Raw genomic sequence first — 17,761 nt, 5'->3', positions numbered from 1 at the left:
ACAATGGCGAAGCCTGCTGCCAAGGCCGACAGAGCGCGCCAATGCCTGCGCTGCGATGAGGCGGGACGGATGGCCGACGTGGCGGAGGATCTTTCACAAGCGACGTGAATCGCCGCCTTGCGCGCCCGCCGAAGGACACCGGGCGCGCCAGGCGGCGAAATTCACGGGGCGGAACTGCCTCAGCTGCGCGGCTTCAGATTCTGCGGGTCATATAGCGCCGCATGGCCGATTCCCGCGACCTCGACCGGATAGAGTTCATCGAAATAGCTGACATGCAGCCTGCGGCCCATCTGGCAATAGTCCCAGGGCAGATAGGCCAGCGCGATATTGCGTCCCACCGACGGGCCATAGGCGATCGAGGTCGTGTAGGACCGCCTTCCCAGGCTGTCGATCAGCACCGCGCCCGTGTCCGGGTCCATGACCGGCAGCGTGCCGACCGGATAACGGGCCACGCCATTGCTGTCCACGTTGTCGGTCATCACCAGCGTGCACAACATCGCGGGCTGATGACGGCGCGCGCGGTATTCCAGATGTCGGGCCTTGCCGACGAAATCGGCCTCCTTGACCTTGGGACGGGCCAGATCGGCTTCCAGCAGGTTGTATTGCGTCAGAAGGTCCGCGTTCTGAAGGCGCAGCGATTTCTCCAGACGGCGCGAGTTCGCGTAGGTCTCGATCCCCACGGCCATCACCCCTGCCCCGCGTAGCGCGTCCCACACGGCCAGACCATCATCATAGGCCATGTGCAGTTCCCAGCCCTGCTCGCCCACATACGAAATCCGGAAAGCCGTGACCTTGCGGCCTGCAATCTCGATCTGCCGGATTGCGGCAAAGGGGAAATTCGCCGCATCCAGTGCATCAGGATCCGCAACCACGGTTTTCAGCCGCGCGCGCGCATTCGGGCCCCAGATGCCGATCGTGGTGAAATCCTCGGTCCTGTCGATGATCGTCACATTAAAGCCGCGATCCTGCGCCACGCGGCGCATATACATCAGATCGCGAGGCCCGGCATCTGCACCGTTCACCAGACGGCAGCGATCCGCCATGCGCAAGACAGTGAAATCGGCGCGGACCATCCCCTCATCGTCCAGCATATGGGTATAGATGCCCTTGCCGATATTGCCGTCGCCGCCGATCCGGGCCACACACAGATATTCCATCATTTCGACATGATCCGGCCCGGAAATGTCGGTGATGTGGAAATGCGACAGGTTGATGATGCCGCAATCGGCACTCATCTCCAGCTGTTCGGCGTTGGAGACGCGCCAGAAATGGCGGCTGTCCCATTCGTTCAGGCGCTCGGGGACTTGATCGGCATATTTTTCCAGCAGGTGCTCGTTGGCGGCATAGCCATGCGCGCGTTCCCACCCCCCCAGTTCCATGAAATATCCGCCCAGCTCCTTTTCGCGCTCGTAGAACGGGGACCGGCGGATGCCGCGGCCCGTTGCAAAGGGCTCGCGCGGATGAACCGGAGGGTTGTAGATCTTGGCGGCGGTTTCCTCGCAGCGGCCGGCGATGAAGTCCTCGGTCAGTTGAAAGTCGCTGAAGCGCGCGTAGTCGATGCGGCTATGGTCGATCGGCGTGCGGCCCGTTGTCATCCAGTCCGCGATCAGCTTGCCCATACCGGGGGCGTCCTTGACCCAGATCGCCACGGCATACCACAGCCCCCGCAACCTGCGGCTTTCGCCCATGGACGGGCCGCCATCGGTGGTGGTCTGCAACAGGCCGTTGAAGGAATGGCTTTCGTTGAAGCCCAGCTCGGCCAGGATGGGCGTCAGCTCCATCGCGCGTTCCAAGGGCTCGATCACGTCGTCCAGCACCAGATCGCGCTGCGAGGGCGACAGCCGCGCCTGATCCTTTTCCAGCAGGTCGCGCGGATGAACCATCCGCACGTCCTTTTCATAATAATAGCCCCACTCGATCTGTCCGCCCTCGGTCGTGCTGGGGTCGCCCGTGTCGCGCAGATAGGCGGAATTGCCCTGATCGCGCAACAGGGGGTAGCCGATCTCCAGCCCCGTGCCCGCGAATTCGTCATAGGGGCCGAAGAAGGTCAGCGGATGATCGACCGGCATGACCGGCAGATCCTCGCCCGCCATCTCGGCGATAAGCCGCCCCCAGAGACCCGCGCAGACGACGACGCGGTCGGCCATGATCGTGCCGCGGGTCGTGCGCACGCCGGTGATGCGGCCGTCCTGATGCAGCAATTCCAGCGCAGGGGTGTTCGCGAAGGCGCGCAGCTTGCCCGCCGCCTCGGCCATGTCCACCAGCTTGCCCGCCACGGTCTGCGAGCGTGGCACGACAAGGCCCGCATCCGGATCCCACAGCGCGCCCTGGATCTGGTCCTCCTCCAGCAGGGGGAATTTCGCCTTGGCCTCGGCGGCCGAGATGATGCTGACATTGGTGCCGAAGGCCCGACCGCTATCCACCCGGCGCCGCAGTTCGGCCATGCGGGCATCGTCGCCCACGCGCGCGACCTCAAGGCCCCCGATGCGCCGGTAGTGGCCCAGCTTCTCATAGAAATCCATGGAATACATGGTCGTCCAGCAGGACAGCAGGTCATGGCTGGTCGCATAGCAGAAATCCGAGGCATGGGCCGTCGATCCGATATCGGTCGGGATGCCGGACTTGTCGATGCCGACGATGTCGTCCCAGCCGTTCTCGATCAGGTGATGGGCGACCGAGGCGCCGACAATGCCTCCTAGGCCGACGATGACGACGCGGGCGCGGGACGGAAAGCTGGACATCTGGGTCATCCTCAGGATCTGGGGCGCGGGGCTGCGCCGTGGCGAAGCCCTCCGGTCTAGGGTTCCGAGAATGCCGCAGCGCGGGCCTGGTTAACAGGACGATTGCGTCACCGCGCCATGAAGCCTACGACAGGATGGAACCGCAGACAGTCCCCAAGAGGTCGCCATCCGCCCTGCCGCATCCCCAGCACGTTCTGCGCCCCGCGCCCTGCGCCCTCGGCCAGGCCGGGTGCGGCTGTCCGTGGGCTTCATCCTGGCGCGGCGTTTCACGCTTTGCGCCTTTGCCAACTTCGTTGACGTGCTGCGCCTGGCCGCGGACGAGGGCGACCGCAGCCGTCCGATCCTGTGCAACTGGGCCGTGCTGTCCGACAGCATGGAGCCGGTGACATCAAGCTGCGGGATCAGCCTCCAGCCCCAGGAACGGTTGGGCGATCCGGCGCGATTCGACTACATCGCCGTGATCGGCGGCGTGATGGAGGACAAGACCGTCCTGCCCCCCGGCTATCACCGTTTCCTGCACGAGGCCGCGACAGCGGGCGTGCCGCTGATCGGTATCTGCACAGGCGCCTTCCTGCTGCATCAGGCAGGGTTGCTGGAGGGATATCGCTGCTGCGTCAGCTGGTTTCACCATGCCGATTTCCTGGCGCAATTCGAGGGGCTGAACCCGGTCACCGACCAGATTTTCGTCGTCGATCGCGACCGGCTGACCTGTTCGGGGGGTGCCAGCTCGGCCCATCTGGCGGCCTATCTGGTGGACAAGCATGTGGGCCGCGCCCAAGCCCGCAAGAGCCTGAACATCATGATCATCGACGAGGCGCTGCAGGCCGAAAAGCCTCAGCCGGGCATCACGATGGATTTCAAGACCCGCGATCCGATGGTGCTGCGCGCGCTGCTGCTGATGCAGCAGAACATCGAACAGCCCTTTACCATGGCCGAGATCGCCCGCCGTATCGGCCACAGCAAGCGCCAGCTCGAGCGGCATTTCCGGACCGCGCTCGGCACCTCGCCCCAGGCCGCGTTTCTCGAGATGCGCCTGTCGCTGGCCCATCACCTGGTCGTCACGGGGAACCGGCCCATATCGCAGATCGCATTGGAATGCGGCTTTTGCGACAGCTCGCATCTGAGCCGCATGTTCCGCCGCCGCTATGGTCAGACCCCGCATGCGGTGCGGCAGGCAGCAAGCCGCTGAGGCGGTTCTTTCTCATGTCGTCTGCTCCTTCAAAGGTTGCGCAGATTCTCCATCAGATTGAGGGAACTGCCGGGGGCAGGTCAACGACCTCTTGCCAACTCCTCGGCCAGGTCGTGCCGTGGAGCCCCAGTGCGGGCCTGCCTGGAAAATTCCACACAGGACAAGTCGATGGTTCTTTGGCTTGCAACCAATCGACCGCCGCACCGCCACGATGAAGGGTTCGAGAAACGCCCACTCGGCCACCGACATCAGGTTGCGTGCCAAGACCCTTTCCCCCGCAGACACGGTCTTGAATGACTCGCGACCCTATTAACGGATCCCTTTTGGGAACACAGCCTGAAACGTCTGGGTTGACAAGATCAGCCGCCGACCAGAAGGGCTTTTTCTCCCTCTTCATCCCCCGACCGTGCCTGCTCGCCGCCGGTCAGGCCGCGCAATCACCATGCGCCCTGATCGCGGATCGAGGCGATCAAAGGCAACATCCCTTCCGCATCCACAGAGGCGATGACAACGTAATCCAGCGCGTCAGCGGTCCAGTAGGCGATGCTACCAGGTGCAGCAGGCTCGACCTTCAAATCGTAATCGGGCAGGCCAGGGGGGTGGCGTTCGACGGCAAGCGTGGCCTGACGACCGGCCTCGTCGCGATAGGTGAAGAGCGCCGCCGGGCCGGATGCATAGCGGGTGTAGCGCACCGCGTCGATGCGGTAGCCGGGCAATTCGAACGCGGCCTCGCGGAAGCGATATTCGAATTCGTCTGAGATCAGCCGGACTGCCAGGTCAACCTCGTCGGCGGCGAACTGGCGCGTTTCTGCGGTGCTGTCGGCATAGACAAGATGCCCGCCCAAGGCGCGTTCGACCGGAGCGGGATAGCCCAGCGCGCCGATCGGGGGCTGGTCGGTCAGCGCGTGCACCCCCCAGCCCGCGGCGAAGATCATCACGCCCGCCGCCGCGCTACGCAGATGCGGGCCCGTCAGCAGACTGCGCAGCCGTCGCACGCGCAGCCGGCGCGCAAGCTGGCGCTCCAGCCCGGCGATGGCCAGGTTCGCGGGCAGGTCGTCAGCGCGCGCGGCAGCCTCGCGGATCACCGCGGCATGGTTGCGCCAGGCCTCGACGGCCTCGCGTGCCTCGGGATCCCGGGCAAAGGTTGCTGTGACATGCTGCATTCGGTCTGGGGGCAGCATCCCGTCGGCATAGGCCAGCAATTCGGCATCCTGGCCGGGATCGAAGATTTTTCTTTCTGCTTGTCTCAAGGTCGTCCTTCCTTTCGGGTCTTGCCAGACGGCAGACCGTTCTTTCGCGCCGAGGCGCACCGCCCACCCACCAGCCGCCTGAGAGCCTCGCGGCCGCGGCCAAGCCGTGACATGAAGGTGCCAAGTGGCACACCCAGCACGTGGGCGGCCTCGGCATAACTCATCTCGCGCAGGGCGATCAGCACAATAGGCGTCCGCTGCGCCTCGGGCAGGCTGTCCAGCGCCTCCAGCACCTGGCGCAACTCGACGCGGTCATGCTGCGTCTCGGGTGTCACGGGCCGGGGCAGGTCGGGGGCAGCATCGTTGCGGGTTCGGGCACGGCGCAGATCGCTGACATGGGCGTTGTGCATGATGCGAAAGAGCCATGGCCTGAGATCGCTGCCCGGCTGCCAGGTATCCGCCCGCGCGATGGCGCGGGTCAACGTCTCTTGCACCAGATCGTCGGCCGCGGCCGCGTCGCGTGTCAACACCAGCGCATAGCGCCGCAGGCTCTTCACGTGTCTGTTCAGTTCGGACCCGATCCCCACCCCGTCATCTCCGTTTGAACCGCTGCCACCCCACACTTACGCTCCACCCGCGCCCTTCATCCCCGGCCGACGCATTTTTTCGGAATCCGGCGATGAGAAGGGCGCGGATGATTCCCCCTCACCATGCGTATGTGAGCAGAGGCGACCACATCGCGGCAAGCCACCCGGACAGCAGGAGAGACTCATGGACAAGGCCCGCAGCACAGACAAGGCGACGGTCCGGCCGCCCCGGCAAGGATTGCTGCGGCGGTTCCTTGCTTCGGGGCCGCGCGTCGCGCTTCGCCGTCTGGCGCTGGCAGTTCTGCTGATCGGGACAATATACTATGGTGTGATCGGCAGCCTTCTCAACACGGTCGATGCGGATGTGAACTTCATGCCCCCTTCGCCTGTCGCGGGGGGCAGCCATGCCGTGAACATGGCCGAGGCACTGATCCTGCGCGAGGTGCAGACAAACCGTTGGGCGCCGAATGACCCGCCATTCTTTCCGACGGCGATGCATGACAACATGGCCAATTTCCAACGTGGAATGATGCGCGCGATCGGCCGCTTCACCCTGCAACTCGAGATCCAGATCGGACGGCTGCGCGGCTCTTCGGCCATCGACGAGGATCTGAAGCGCGCCAGCGGTCTGCTGCAATTCCCGACCGATGTCTGGCTGTTCGACTTCAATCAGTCGCTGCTGCCGGTCCAGCCCGCCGAGGTGCAATACGAGGCTGCCGCCCGCGCCTTGCGCAGCTACAACCTGCGCATCGCCGGAAACACCGCCGTCTTCGAGACGCGTGCCGACGCTCTGGCGTTTACGGTCGAGCAGATAGCTGACGAACTGGGCGCGCGGGCGGCGCTGATCGACGCCCATATCGCCGCCGGGCATTTCGTCATCAACACGCAGTCCGACGACATCTTCTATGCCAACAAGGGCATGGCCTATGCCAGCTATCTGCTGCTGCGCGAACTGGGGCGCGACTTCGAGCGGGTGATCCAGTCGCAGGGACTGGGCAAAGTCTGGTCTCAGTCGCTGGACAGCCTGCGCCACGCGGCCGAACAGCGGCCGGTGATCGTGCTGAACGGTCGCGGCGTGAACAGCCTGATCGCCAATCACCTGCAAATCCAGGGCTTCTACCTCAAGCGCGCCATCCTGCAACTGGACGAGGTCGCCCGCGTCATCCGCGCCGGACGCTGATCCCGGAAAGGCAAACCCGGACCAGAGGGTCCGGGTTGACCTGGTTGGGGCGGCGATGTCGCCAGCGCGCTATTCGGCGGCGACGCGAAGGCGCGCGGTCACGTCATCTTCGCCGGGCTCGACTTCGTCCAGATCGGTGCCGCCCACCACTTCCAGCGCCTCGCGGCCTATCCTCTGCATGTTCTCGACATTCTGCATCAGCATCTGCACATCCAACGCCAGGGTGGCGCGCGTCATGCCGATCCGCTTGAGCTGGCGGTCCTGAAGACGCAGCAGTGCTGCGATGATCAGCGTGCTGTCGCGCTCGCGCAGCCATGCCTCGTAGGCGGCGCTGTCCCGATAGCGCAGTCGGCCCCAGATCAGCGCGAGCCGATCAAGGCTCCAGCGATCATGCTTGCGGTCAGTCGCCTCGAATTCACCAGTCGTCGTATGGGTCATGCTGTCCTCCTGTGCGTTGCATCCCGATTACGCGCGGGCGGCCGAACTCGTCCGTCCTTCACGCGGTCGTGACATGACAGGCCGGCCGGGCGGCAATTTTTGCAAAGGGCCGGGATGAAAGCGCGCGTATGGCCGTATGTGTCGCGGGAAAGCAGCAGAGGGCCGACATCGACCGGGGCAAGACCGGCCGATGGCCCAAGCTGCATCTCACCGAAGCGAAAGACCTTGCGACCGACAGGAGGACACGGGTGACGAACTCGCCAAGCCCCGCTGATGCGGCTCGGACAGCCATTACCACCACGACGCGATCGCACGCGCTTCAGCCGTCGCCTCCGTTCGGGCCGGTTGAGCGGACCGGGTTGCGCATTCGCCTGCGCAGGCTGATCCTGCCCATTGTCCTGTTGGCGCTGATCTGGTCGATGCTGACGGATTGGCGGCTGGATGCCTGGGTCTTCGGCCTGCCCGCGCTGGCCATCGCCGCAGGGCTTCTGCTGGCGATGCCGCCTTCACGCCGCTGGCGGCTGTCCCCGGTGCCAACACTGTTTTTTGCGCTGTGGTTCGCCGTTCAGGCCGTGCGTGGCGCGGTCGATGTCGCGCTACGCGCCATGTCGCCGCGGATGCCGCTGCGGCCCGGCTTCCGGTCTTGGCGCACCTTCTTGCCCGAGGGCGCACCCCGCATTGTTCTTGCCAATGCGGTCACGCTTCTGCCCGGCACGCTCAGCGCCGAGATCGAGGGCGAGCGGCTTGTCATCCACGTTCTGGATAATCGGCTTGATCACGACCGCGCGCTTGCCGATCTGGAGTCACGGATCGCGGCGATCTTCACCGCCCACCTCCCGGAAGGCGAGGTGGCGGCATGAATATCTATCTCGGCCTTGTTGTCCTTGTGCTTCTGGTCAGCCTGCTGGCAGGTCTGGTGCGCGTGATCCGCGGCCCCGCCCCCGAAGCGCGGCTGATGGCCGGGCAGCTTCTGGGCACGACCGCTGTCGCGATTCTTCTCGTTCTATGGGGTATGACCGGCCAGTCGGCCTTTCTGGACGTGGCGATGGTCTTTGCCATCCTGGCCGCGGTCGCACTGGTCGCCTTCGTCGCGCTGTCGAACCAGGAGGCCGGGCGATGACGGCAATCATCTCCATGGTGCTGATCGGCGCGGGAACGCTGTTCTTTCTGGCCGGAACAATCGGTCTGCTGCGCTTTCCGGACCTTCATTGCCAGCTTCACGCGCTGACCAAGGCCGACGGGCTGGGCCTGACGCTGATCGGGCTGGGCGCGGCGCTGCTGGCCGGGTCTGCGGGCGATGTCGCGCGCATCGCGCTGATCTGTGCCTTTGCCGCCCTGTCGGGCGCCACTTGCGGTCATCTGATCGCCCGCCATGCGCGGCGCGGCAATAGCGAGGCCCGCGATGTCTGACGCACTGCTTTTGTTTGACCTGCTGCTGGCACTGGCGGTGGTGGCGATCGCGGCTGCGGCCCTGCTGGTGCGGGACGCATTCGCGATGATCGTGCTGTTCGTCGTCTTCGGCCTGCTGTCGGCTCTGGCCTGGGTGCGGCTGGCCGCGCCGGATGTTGCGCTGGCCGAAGCCGCCATCGGCACGGGCCTGACGGGCGCGCTGCTGTTGAAGACGCTGCATCACCTGCGCGCGCGCGGCATGGCCGGCTGGCAACCGGGCGCCGTGGCCCAACGCCCGGTGCCACGAGCCGTCGCCTGGCTGAATGCGGGCCTGGCGCTGGCCGTCATGGCGGGGTTGGGCGTCGCCATCCTCGGCTCGCCCCTGCGCGTCACGGGGCTGGAAATCGCCGTGGCCGAGGCCATGCCTCTCAGCGGCGTGGAAAATCCGGTGACGGCGGTGCTGCTGAATTTCCGCGCCTATGACACCCTGATGGAGGTCGTGGTGCTGCTGAGCGCTGTCATCGTCGTCTGGCAAATCGAACGCGGGGCCGGTCCCGCGCCGGCACCATCCCTTGGGCCGGTATGGCAGGGGTTCGCGCGGCTGACCCTGCCTGCCGCCGCCCTGGTCGGGGTCTATGTGCTTTGGGCCGGGGCCGAGGCGCCGGGCGGGGCCTTCCAGGGCGGGGCCATGCTGGCGGCGATCGGCCTGATGATGCTGCTGACCGGCCTTTATCGGCCTCATCCCGATCACCGTGGGTTGGCGCGACTGCTGTTCGTTCTGGGCACCGTCGCCTTTGCTGCCACGGCCCTGCTGGTCGCCGGCGGAGGACGTGCCAGTTTCGAATATCCGCCAAGCTACGCCAAGACGCTGATCCTGCTGATCGAAGCTCTGGTGACGATATCCATTGCCGTCACCCTGACCGCCCTGTTCCACGGCCGCGAACCGGTCGCGCTGAAAGGAGATCTTCGCCATGACCCCTGACCTGATCTACGGCGCGGCCGGCCTGGCCGTCTTCGGCATCGGCCTGTGGGGCGCCATCGCATTGCAGGACCGGATGCGGCGGCTCTTGGGGCTGAAGCTCTGTTCCGTCGGGGCGGGCTTCGTGCTGATCGTGGGCGCCTGGCGCGAACCGCCCGCTGCGCCCGATCCGATGCCGCACGCGCTGGTCATCACCGGCATCGTCGTCATGCTCAGCGCAACAGCCGCAGCGCTGGCCCTGATCCGCCGCTTGCATGATCTGGAGGACGCTGATGACCGGCCCTGACTGGCTGACCCTGTCCATCATTCTGCCTCTTTTCGGCGCGGTCGCGGCTTTCATCCTGCCGCGCGCGGCGGCAGGCCTGGGCTTGACCACCGTCGCGGCGACGACACTTTGCGTGCTGATGATGGCCGATCAGGTCGCCGCTCTTGGCGCGGTGACGGTGCCGCTTGGCGGTTGGGGCGCGCCTTTGGGGATCGAGCTGCGCGCAGACGGGCTGTCAGTGGCGATGCTGGCCCTGACCGGGATGGTGGGCCTGCTGGTCAGCGTCAGCGCGATCGACGCCTTTGCGGGCGATCGCACCGCCCGCCAGCGCCAGTATTTCTGGCCGCTCTGGCTCTTGCTGCTCAGCGGGCTGAACGGGGTCTATCTGGGGACCGACCTCTTCAACCTCTATGTGATGATCGAGATCATCGCCCTGGCCGCTGTCGGCCTGACCGTCCTTGGCGGCACGCGAGAGGCGCTGAGGGCGGGGCTGGACTATGTCTATGCCAGCATCCTGGGCGCATTGCTGTTCCTGCTGGGCGTCGGGCTGATCTATCTGCAACTGGGCCGGCTGGACTTTGCCGGCGTTATTGCCGCGCCCCCTTCGGCCGCAATGACGGCGGCGCTGGCGGTGATGTTCGTGGGCCTTGCGCTCAAGACGGCGCTGTTTCCGCTGCATGTCTGGCTGCCTGCCGCCCATGCCAATGCCGCCGCCCCCGCCAGCGCGCTGCTGTCGGGGCTGGTGGTCAAGGGGGCGCTTTACATCGTGCTGCGGCTGGCCGGCTACATGCCCGCCCTGACCGAGGACATCCTGACCCTGATCGGCCTGATGGGTGCGGGCGCCGTCATCTGGGGCGGCATCCAGGCGCTGCGGGCCGAGCGGCTGAAACTGCTCGTCGCCTGGTCCACCGTCGCGCAGATCGGTCTGATCTTCGTCGCGCTGGCACGGGCGGGGGAACGGGGCCTCTCGGACAGCTGGAAAGCCGCCGCGCTGCTGATCCTGGCCCACGGGATCGCCAAGGCCGCGATGTTCCTGGCCGCCGGGCGCATCAAGGACGAGATCGGCCATGACCGCATCCGCGATCTGGACCGCAGTCCGATCCGCCCGACCCTGGCGCAGGTCACCTTCGCGCTGGCCGCGATCAGCCTGATCGGCCTGCCGCCCAGCCTTGGCTTCATCGGCAAGTGGCAGCTGATGGAGGGCGCGATGATGGCCGGTTACTGGCACTGGGTGGCGATCACCATGATCGGCACGCTGTTCTCGGTCGCCTATTTCAGCCGGGTGCTTGCGGGCTTTCTGCGCTTTGACCGGGTGCGGGGCGGGCCGCTGGCCGAACATCACGGCTGGTCGGGGGCGGATGCCGCGCCGCTGATCCTGGCAAGCGCGGCGGTGCTGCTGGGTCTGGCCGCCGGACCGATCATCGCCTTCATCGACCTTGGCGCAGGGGGGGCCATGCCATGACCGAATCCGCGACCCTTCTGATCCTGATCCTGCTGACCTCGCTCGGCGCGGCGCCGGTCATCTTCGCGCTGCCCGAAAGCGCGGCGCGGTTGCGCACGGCAATCAACCTGACCATGGCGACGATCAAGGTCGCGCTGGTCGGCTGGCTGGCGCTGGAGGTCGGCCAGGGCGCTCGCCACGGCCTGTCCTTCGCGATCCTGCCGGGGTTGGAATTCCGCCTGCAGGCCGATCCGCTGGCGATCCTGTTCATCGCGCTGTCGGCTGTCCTGTGGCTGATCACCACCATCTACTCGGTCGGGTATCTCGAGCGCGGGCCGCACCGCGCGCGGTTCTTCGGCTTCTTCAGCCTGTGCGTCGGCGCGACCGTGGGCGTCGCGTTGGCGGGCAACCTGTTCACCTTCCTTGTCTTCTACGAGCTGCTGACGCTGGCGACCTATCCGCTGGTCATCCATCGCGGCACGGCCGAGGCGCTGCGGGCGGGGCGGATCTACCTGATCTACACGCTGGCCGGTGGTCTGGTGCTGCTTCTGGGCACGCTTGGCCTGTGGGTTCTGGCGGGCACGACCGATTTCGTGGCGGGCGGGATCATGGCGGACGTGGCAGCCGCCCAGCCCCTTGCAGCGCAGGCGCTGTTCGTGGTCCTGATCCTGGCGCTCGGGGTCAAGGCGGCGCTGGTGCCGCTGCATCGCTGGCTGCCCATCGCCATGGTCGCCCCCGCCCCTGTCTCGGCGCTGTTGCACGCGGTCGCTGTGGTCAAGGCCGGAGCCTTCGGCATCATCCGCGTCGTCTTCGAGGTTTTCGGGATCGAAACCGTCCGCGAGCTCGGCCTGACCATGCCTCTGGCCGCGCTGGCGGCGGTGACGATCCTCTACGGCTCGGTCCGGGCGATGACGCAGGACGACATCAAGAAGCGGCTGGCCTATTCCACCGTCAGCCAGGTCAGCTACATCACGCTTGGCGTGGCGCTGGCCGGGCCGGTGGCGGCGGTGGGGGCGCTGGCGCATCTGATCCATCAGGGCCTGATGAAGATCACCATGTTCATGGCCGCCGGAAACCTGGCCGAGGCCCTGGGCGTCAAGCGCGTCAGCCAGATGGACGGGGTCGGGCGCGCCCTGCCGGGCACGATGCTGGCCTTCTCGCTGGCGGCGCTGGCCATGATCGGCCTGCCGCCCTTGGCGGGGTTCGTCAGCAAGTGGTATCTGGCGCAGGGCGGTCTGGCCGTCGGGCAGGACTGGGTGATCCCGCTGCTTCTGGGATCGAGCCTGCTGAACGCGCTCTATTTCCTGCCCATGCTGCACCGCGCCTGGTTCCGCGATGCGCCCGAAGCCGAAGCCCCGCGCCCGCGCATCGGCTGGATGCTGGCCGCGCCGCCCCTGGTGACGGCGGCGCTGGTGCTGGCGGCGGGGCTGATGGCCAATGCGCCCTTCAGCCCGCTGGAATGGACCCGCTTCATCGTCGAACTGGAATACCGGGAGTAACGCATGACCGGCCTGTCGCTTGCCCTTGTCCTGATCCTGCCCGGCCTGCTGACCGTGGCTCTTGCCTCGCCCGCCCTGCGCGCGGCGGCCTGGCGGCTGGTGCCGCTGGCCCCCATGCCCGCGCTGGCACTGGCCCTGATGACCGCGCCCGATTCCGCGCCGGTCCTGCGGAGCGACTGGCTGATCCTGGGAACAGAACTTGGCCTCGACTCCGTCTCGCGGCTGTTTCTGGCTTTCACGGCAGTCCTGTGGATCGCGGCCGGCTCCGCCGCGCGGCACTGGATGCGCGACGATCCGCGCGCGGCGGCCTTCGGCATCTGCTTCCTGATGGCGATGACGGGCAATCTGGGCCTGATCCTTGCCCGCGACGCCGCCAGCTTCTACGCCTTCTTCGCGTTGATGAGCTTTTCGTCCTATGGGCTGGTCCTGCACGAGCGGAGCGACAAGGCGCGATCGGCTGCGCGCCTCTACATCGGCTTTGTCATCGCGGGCGAGCTGGCGCTGTTCGCGGGGCTGGCCCTGACGGCGGCGCAGGCCGGATCGCTGCTTCTGTCCGACCTGCGCGCATCCGCACCGGACGGGCTGGCCGCGTTGCTGCTGTTGGCCGGGTTCGGGGTCAAGCTGGGGCTGGTGCCGCTGCATTTCTGGCTGCCGCCAGCCCATGGCGCAGCGCCGGTCCCGGCCAGCGCCGTCCTGTCGGGCGCGATGATCAAGGCGGGGCTGTTTGGAATGATCGCCACGCTGCCCCTTGGCGTGACCGCTTTCGACGATCTGGGGCCCTTGGTCATGTCGGCGGGGCTGGTCACGATCTTCGCCGCGCTGCTTCTTGGCGTCCAGCAGACCAATCCCAAGGCGGTTCTGGGCTATTCCAGCGTCAGCCAGATGGGAATCATCGCGCTCGGCCTCGGTGCGGGCCTGCTGGCGCCCGAGGCCTGGCCCGCGATCCTGCCGGCGCTGGTCTTTCTGGCGGCGCATCATGCGCTGGCCAAGGGGGCGCTGTTCCTTGGCGTGGGCGCGGTTGCCGCGCAGCCGGACGGCAGGGGGCGCTGGCTGATGCTGGTGGCGCTGGCCCTGCCCGCGCTGGTGCTGGCGGGCCTGCCCGCCACCTCGGGCGCCCTGGGAAAAGAGACGCTGAAGACCGCACTGGCCGCAGGCTCGGCCGTGTGGCTTCCTTGGCTGGTGGTGGCGCTGACACTGTCGGGGATCGCGACGACGCTGCTGATGGCGCGCCACCTGTTCCTGCTGGCCCGCCAGTCGCCGCCCGCACCGCAGGCCGTGGCGCCCGAGGCCATCGCCCTGCCCTTCCTCGGGCTGGCCCTAGGCGCGGTCATGCTGCCCGCCCTCTGGCCCTGGCTGGCCGGTTCGGCCGGCGCGCCCCTTGCCCAAGCCGGCACCGGGCCGCTCTGGCCCGTGGCGGCGGGGCTGGCCATCGCGCTTGGCGCGGGGCTGGACGCTCATGCGCGGCGGATCGGGCCGGCAGTCTTTGCCGCGCAGCTTCTGGCACCCTTCCGCGCCGCGCGCGCCCGGCTGACGCGCGTGGTGGCGGTCCGGCAGCGCGCGCTGCGCCGCCTGTCGGTGCAGGTGCCCCGCCAGATCGCCGCGCGGACCCTCGAATGGCGGCTGGCCCAAACCGCGATCCTCGTCCTCATTGCGCTGGTCATGGCGCTTCATCTGGCTTCGGAGCCGCGCGCCAGCGTGATCCCCGATTCGCCCGGCACATCGGGTGCCGTAACCGAAGGAAACCTCTGACATCACGAAAGGCAGGAGAACATGCGCCATGAAAGCAACTTCCCCCGGCAGGAAGCCATGACGGACCAGTCGGCACGAACCGAATCCAAGGGCTTGACGCTGCTGCGATACCGGGTCAGCAACTTCCGCTCGGTCACGGATTCCGGATGGCTTTCGGCGGATCACGTCACGGCCCTGATCGGCGTGAATGAATCCGGCAAGACCAACCTGCTGCTCCCCCTGTGGAAGCTGAACCCGGCCAGCGGGGGCGAGCTTCAACCGACCTCGGATTACCCCAAGACCCTTTTCGCCGCGATCCGGGCGGCGCCGGGGCAATTCCCCTTTGTCACGGCGGAATTCGATACTGGCACACAGGCCGAGACCTTGGCCGCGCTGGCGGGCGTTTCCGTTGAACAGGCCCGCCGTGTCAGCGTCTCGCGCTGTTATGACGGGAGCTATCAGGCCGCCCTGCCCGCCGCCATCCGGGACGAGGGCAAGGCGCTGCGCCTTGCCGTCGAGGCCCTGCGCGACACGCTGAAGGCGCTGAAAGCCGTCCCCGCCGGCACCGATCTGCGCGCCGAGGCGCTGGAACTTGTCGGTCGTCTGCTGACCGAGATCGACGGCCCTGCCCGCGTCACAGGCAATGATTTGCGCCTTGCGCGCAACGCGGTGGGCGCGCTGATCCCGGCCATGCCGCCGGCGAGCAGCCTGGTCATCCCTCATCTGCGCGCCTTGCAGAAGACGCTTGGCCAGCAGATGGCGGCGATGATGTCACCCGACCCGGCCAGCCGCGATGAGGTCCGGCAATGGATCATCGACCATCTGCCGCGCTTCGTCTATTATTCGAATTACGGCAATCTCGACAGCGAGATCTATCTGCCCCATGTCGTCGAGAACATGGGCCGCGCCGATCTGGGCGCGAAGGAGGCCGCCAAGGCGCGCACGCTGCGGGTGCTGTTCGACTTCGTCGGGCTTCAGGCCTCCGAGATCCTGGAACTGGGCCGCGATTTTCGCGACCTGCGCGAGGATGCCGAACGCCGCCAGATCGCCGAAGAGGGTCACAAGGCGCGGATCCGCACGCTGTGGCAGCGGGCCAGGGGCGAGAACGATGCCCCCGATGCCGACCTGCTGGCCAGGATCGCCGAGGCCAAACGCACGCGTTCGATCCTGCTGCAATCGGCGGGAACCAAGCTGACCGAGCGCTTTGGCGAATGGTGGCTGCAGGGTGATTACCGCTTCCGGTTCGAGGCAGATGGAAATCATTTCCGTATATGGGTCTCGGACAGCCGCCGCCCGCAAGAGGTCGAGCTGGAGCACCGCTCCACCGGGCTTCAGTGGTTTCTCAGCTTCTTTCTGGTCTTTCTGCACGAGGCGCGTGGTCGGCACGAAAACTGCGTTCTGCTGCTGGACGAGCCGGGCCATTCGCTGCACCCTCTGGCGCAGCGCGACCTGTCGGCCTTTTTCGAGGCCTTGGCCGAACGCAACCAGATCATCTACACGACGCATTCGCCGTTTCTCATCGACGCGGACAGGCTGGCGCGGGCGCGCAAGGTCTATGTGGACCGCGACGGCTCTACCCGCGCCAGCAGCGACCTGCTGGAGGGCGAGGGGCGCGACAGTCAGCGCGGGGCGGCCTTTGTGGTGCGCGCGGCGCTGAACCTTGCGGTGGCCGAGGCCACGCTTGGGGGCGCGCAGCCGGTGCTGGTGCAGGGACAGGTCGAACAGACCTATCTGTCGCTGATCCGCACGCTCTGCATTGCTTCGGGACGGTTCCGGCCGCGGCGCGACCTGATCTTTGCACCGGTCTGTGGGCTGGGCGTCATGCCGGTTCTGGCCCGAATGCTGGGCGGAGCCGACGCGCGCCCTCCCAGCCTGGTCGTGGACGGCACAACGGCAGGCGCCGAACTGGCAGCCGCGATGGCCGTCGCCGACGCCAAGCGGCTGGTGCGGCTTGACGACATTTCCGGCCGCGAGGTCGAGACGATCGAGGATCTGCTGCCCAAGGCGCGGCTGGCTGCCCTGTTGGACCGGATCGAGCGCCGCCCCGAGCGCATGTTCTCGGACGTGCTGATCCAGTCGCGGCCCTTCATGCCGCAGGTTCTGGAATGGGCGCGCGACGAGGGCATTACCTTGGCCCCCGACTGGCGCCTCAGGCTGGCCGAGAGGCTGCGGACACATTTGCTGGACGGCGCGGCCAGCGATGAGACGCAGCCGCTGCTTGAGCCGTGGCTGGACCTGATGACCCGGCTTCAGGAGGGCTGAGCCTGTCCCTGAGCCATGCCTGCGGGTTTTCGCCCGCAGGCTCTTTCAAAGGGCATTCCTGACATGAAGAAGGCCGCCCCGGAGGGCGGCCTTTGTAACGGGGGCATCGGGCCTGTCAGGACGTGCCAAGCGTATTCCCCCCGCTGGACCGATCAGCGGCGCGCAGCCACAGCCCTGCGCCCAGGATCGCCGCTGCGCCCGGCAGCAGCAGCCACATCGCGGCGCCGCCCGTGATGACCGCGAACAGGGCGGCCACTCCTCCGGCGCCGATCATCAGCAGGGAATCGACAGCCGAGGGACGCAAGAGCGCCTTGGCCGCCACCAGGACGCCCGCCAGCCCCAGCACAAAGGCCAGACGCGCGCCACCGCCATAGAGGCTGGACACCCACGGGCTGATCACGATCAGCACCGCCCCGAACGAGGCGATGGCTCCGGCGAGGTTGGGTTTCGGGACAGCTTTCATCAGTCTTTCCTTTCCTTTGGCGTTGGAGGCCGGATCCTGTCGGCATTGCGGTGGGGCGCTGCCGCTGCCCCGGCCGGATTCGGGGTTCGTATCCGACATACGCGCCGCACCGCCCGGTTAATCCTCTGAGCTCAAACGATTTCGCGCCGACTGCTTTTTTTGTTCGCCGGGGATGGACCTGCGCCACGGCCTGCGAACAGCGGCGGCAGGCGTATCGGGGACCAGACGAACGCGGCCCCCTCCAGGCATTTGTGAACGAGCACCATCCCGGTCTGGCCCCAGACCAGCAGCTTGATCCGGTCGGCCCGCTTCGCACGGGACACGAAGACCGCGCCGCAGAACGGGTCCAGCCCGACCATCTCCTGCACGGCCAGCGCAAGGCCGTCGATCCCCTTGCGGAGGTCCACCGG

General features: G+C 67.0%; 17 protein-coding genes and 1 pseudogene. 11 read left to right on the top strand and 7 right to left on the bottom strand.

All coding sequences use genetic code 11. The annotated features are described in order from the left end of the window. Positions 1-179: 179 nt before the first annotated feature. Positions 180-2,741 carry a GcvT family protein gene (locus KY389_RS11955; RefSeq protein ID WP_219831220.1) on the bottom strand — a complete coding sequence of 854 codons (2,562 nt, stop codon included), beginning with the start codon at positions 2,739-2,741 and terminating at the stop codon, positions 180-182. A 229-nt stretch (positions 2,742-2,970) separates the two neighbouring features. On the opposite strand from KY389_RS11955, the gene KY389_RS11950 reads away from it, so the two are divergent. Beyond that, positions 2,971-3,930 carry a GlxA family transcriptional regulator gene (locus KY389_RS11950; RefSeq protein ID WP_425517187.1) on the top strand — a complete coding sequence of 320 codons (960 nt, stop codon included), beginning with the start codon at positions 2,971-2,973 and terminating at the stop codon, positions 3,928-3,930. A gap of 89 nt (positions 3,931-4,019) precedes the next feature. On the opposite strand, the pseudogene KY389_RS15450 reads toward KY389_RS11950, so the two are convergent. The 3 genes and pseudogenes from KY389_RS15450 to KY389_RS11940 form a co-directional block, all read right to left on the bottom strand. Beyond that, positions 4,020-4,179 (bottom strand): annotated as a pseudogene (locus KY389_RS15450) (IS5/IS1182 family transposase); the annotation flags it as partial. Between the two features lie 188 nt (positions 4,180-4,367). After that, on the bottom strand, positions 4,368-5,180 hold the full coding sequence (locus KY389_RS11945) for an anti-sigma factor family protein (protein WP_219831218.1): 813 nt from the start codon (positions 5,178-5,180) through the stop codon (positions 4,368-4,370). After that, positions 5,177-5,677 (bottom strand): sigma-70 family RNA polymerase sigma factor, encoded by a 501-nt coding sequence (locus KY389_RS11940; RefSeq protein ID WP_219831216.1) that lies wholly within the window; start codon positions 5,675-5,677, stop codon positions 5,177-5,179. Before KY389_RS11940 ends, KY389_RS11945 begins: the two co-directional genes overlap by 4 nt. 214 nt (positions 5,678-5,891) lie before the next feature. Between KY389_RS11940 and KY389_RS11935 the strand changes: the two genes are divergently transcribed. Further along, positions 5,892-6,887 carry a DUF2333 family protein gene (locus tag KY389_RS11935; protein ID WP_219831213.1) on the top strand — a complete coding sequence of 332 codons (996 nt, stop codon included), beginning with the start codon at positions 5,892-5,894 and terminating at the stop codon, positions 6,885-6,887. 69 nt (positions 6,888-6,956) lie between these two features. On the opposite strand, the gene KY389_RS11930 is transcribed toward KY389_RS11935, so the two are convergent. Then, positions 6,957-7,325, bottom strand: coding sequence for a hypothetical protein (locus tag KY389_RS11930; RefSeq protein ID WP_219831211.1), 369 nt, complete (start codon positions 7,323-7,325; stop codon positions 6,957-6,959). Positions 7,326-7,684: 359 nt separating this feature from the next. Between KY389_RS11930 and KY389_RS11925 the strand changes: the two genes are divergently transcribed. Genes KY389_RS11925 through KY389_RS15670 form a run of 9 tightly spaced genes read left to right on the top strand, consistent with a single transcriptional unit; the run spans position 7,685 to position 16,888 of the window. Further along, on the top strand, positions 7,685-8,185 hold the full coding sequence (locus KY389_RS11925; protein WP_219831209.1) for a Na+/H+ antiporter subunit E: 501 nt from the start codon (positions 7,685-7,687) through the stop codon (positions 8,183-8,185). Further along, positions 8,182-8,445: an MrpF/PhaF family protein gene (locus KY389_RS11920; RefSeq protein WP_219831207.1), complete on the top strand. Its 264-nt coding sequence runs from the start codon at positions 8,182-8,184 to the stop codon at positions 8,443-8,445. Before KY389_RS11925 ends, KY389_RS11920 begins: the two co-directional genes overlap by 4 nt. Further along, the gene (locus KY389_RS11915; protein WP_219831205.1) at positions 8,442-8,735 is read left to right on the top strand and encodes a cation:proton antiporter; all 294 of its coding nucleotides are present in this window, start codon (positions 8,442-8,444) and stop codon (positions 8,733-8,735) included. The genes KY389_RS11920 and KY389_RS11915 overlap by 4 nt, the downstream gene beginning before the upstream one ends. Continuing rightward, entirely contained in the window at positions 8,728-9,696 is a 969-nt protein-coding gene (gene mbhE / locus KY389_RS11910; protein WP_219831203.1) for a hydrogen gas-evolving membrane-bound hydrogenase subunit E, read from the top strand. The genes KY389_RS11915 and mbhE overlap by 8 nt, the downstream gene beginning before the upstream one ends. Then, positions 9,686-9,979: an NADH-quinone oxidoreductase subunit K gene (locus KY389_RS11905; protein WP_219831201.1), complete on the top strand. Its 294-nt coding sequence runs from the start codon at positions 9,686-9,688 to the stop codon at positions 9,977-9,979. Before mbhE ends, KY389_RS11905 begins: the two co-directional genes overlap by 11 nt. Then, on the top strand, positions 9,966-11,420 hold the full coding sequence (locus tag KY389_RS11900) for a complex I subunit 5 family protein (protein WP_219831199.1): 1,455 nt from the start codon (positions 9,966-9,968) through the stop codon (positions 11,418-11,420). The genes KY389_RS11905 and KY389_RS11900 overlap by 14 nt, the downstream gene beginning before the upstream one ends. Beyond that, positions 11,417-12,898 carry a complex I subunit 5 family protein gene (locus tag KY389_RS11895; protein WP_219831197.1) on the top strand — a complete coding sequence of 494 codons (1,482 nt, stop codon included), beginning with the start codon at positions 11,417-11,419 and terminating at the stop codon, positions 12,896-12,898. Before KY389_RS11900 ends, KY389_RS11895 begins: the two co-directional genes overlap by 4 nt. Before the next feature lie 3 nt (positions 12,899-12,901). Further along, the gene (locus tag KY389_RS11890) at positions 12,902-14,647 is read left to right on the top strand and encodes a complex I subunit 5 family protein (RefSeq protein ID WP_219831195.1); all 1,746 of its coding nucleotides are present in this window, start codon (positions 12,902-12,904) and stop codon (positions 14,645-14,647) included. Between the two features lie 21 nt (positions 14,648-14,668). Continuing rightward, complete coding sequence (locus KY389_RS15670; protein WP_219831193.1) at positions 14,669-16,888, top strand: ATP-dependent nuclease; 2,220 nt, start codon at positions 14,669-14,671, stop codon at positions 16,886-16,888. A gap of 115 nt (positions 16,889-17,003) precedes the next feature. Here the strand turns inward: KY389_RS15670 and KY389_RS11880 are convergent, their stop codons facing one another. Together KY389_RS11880 and tnpB are read right to left on the bottom strand one after the other, a co-directional pair. Further along, positions 17,004-17,351, bottom strand: a complete 348-nt coding sequence (locus KY389_RS11880; protein WP_219831192.1) for a hypothetical protein — start codon at positions 17,349-17,351, stop codon at positions 17,004-17,006. A gap of 131 nt (positions 17,352-17,482) precedes the next feature. After that, positions 17,483-17,761 (bottom strand): IS66 family insertion sequence element accessory protein TnpB (gene tnpB / locus KY389_RS11875; protein ID WP_219831190.1); only part of this gene is annotated, 279 nt, incomplete at its 5' end.

It is taken from the genome of Paracoccus bogoriensis (genome assembly GCF_019431455.1).
Lineage (GTDB): Bacteria > Pseudomonadota > Alphaproteobacteria > Rhodobacterales > Rhodobacteraceae > Paracoccus > Paracoccus bogoriensis.
Note: the sequence above shows the minus strand (reverse complement) of the source record. Positions and strands in the feature narration are given on the sequence as shown.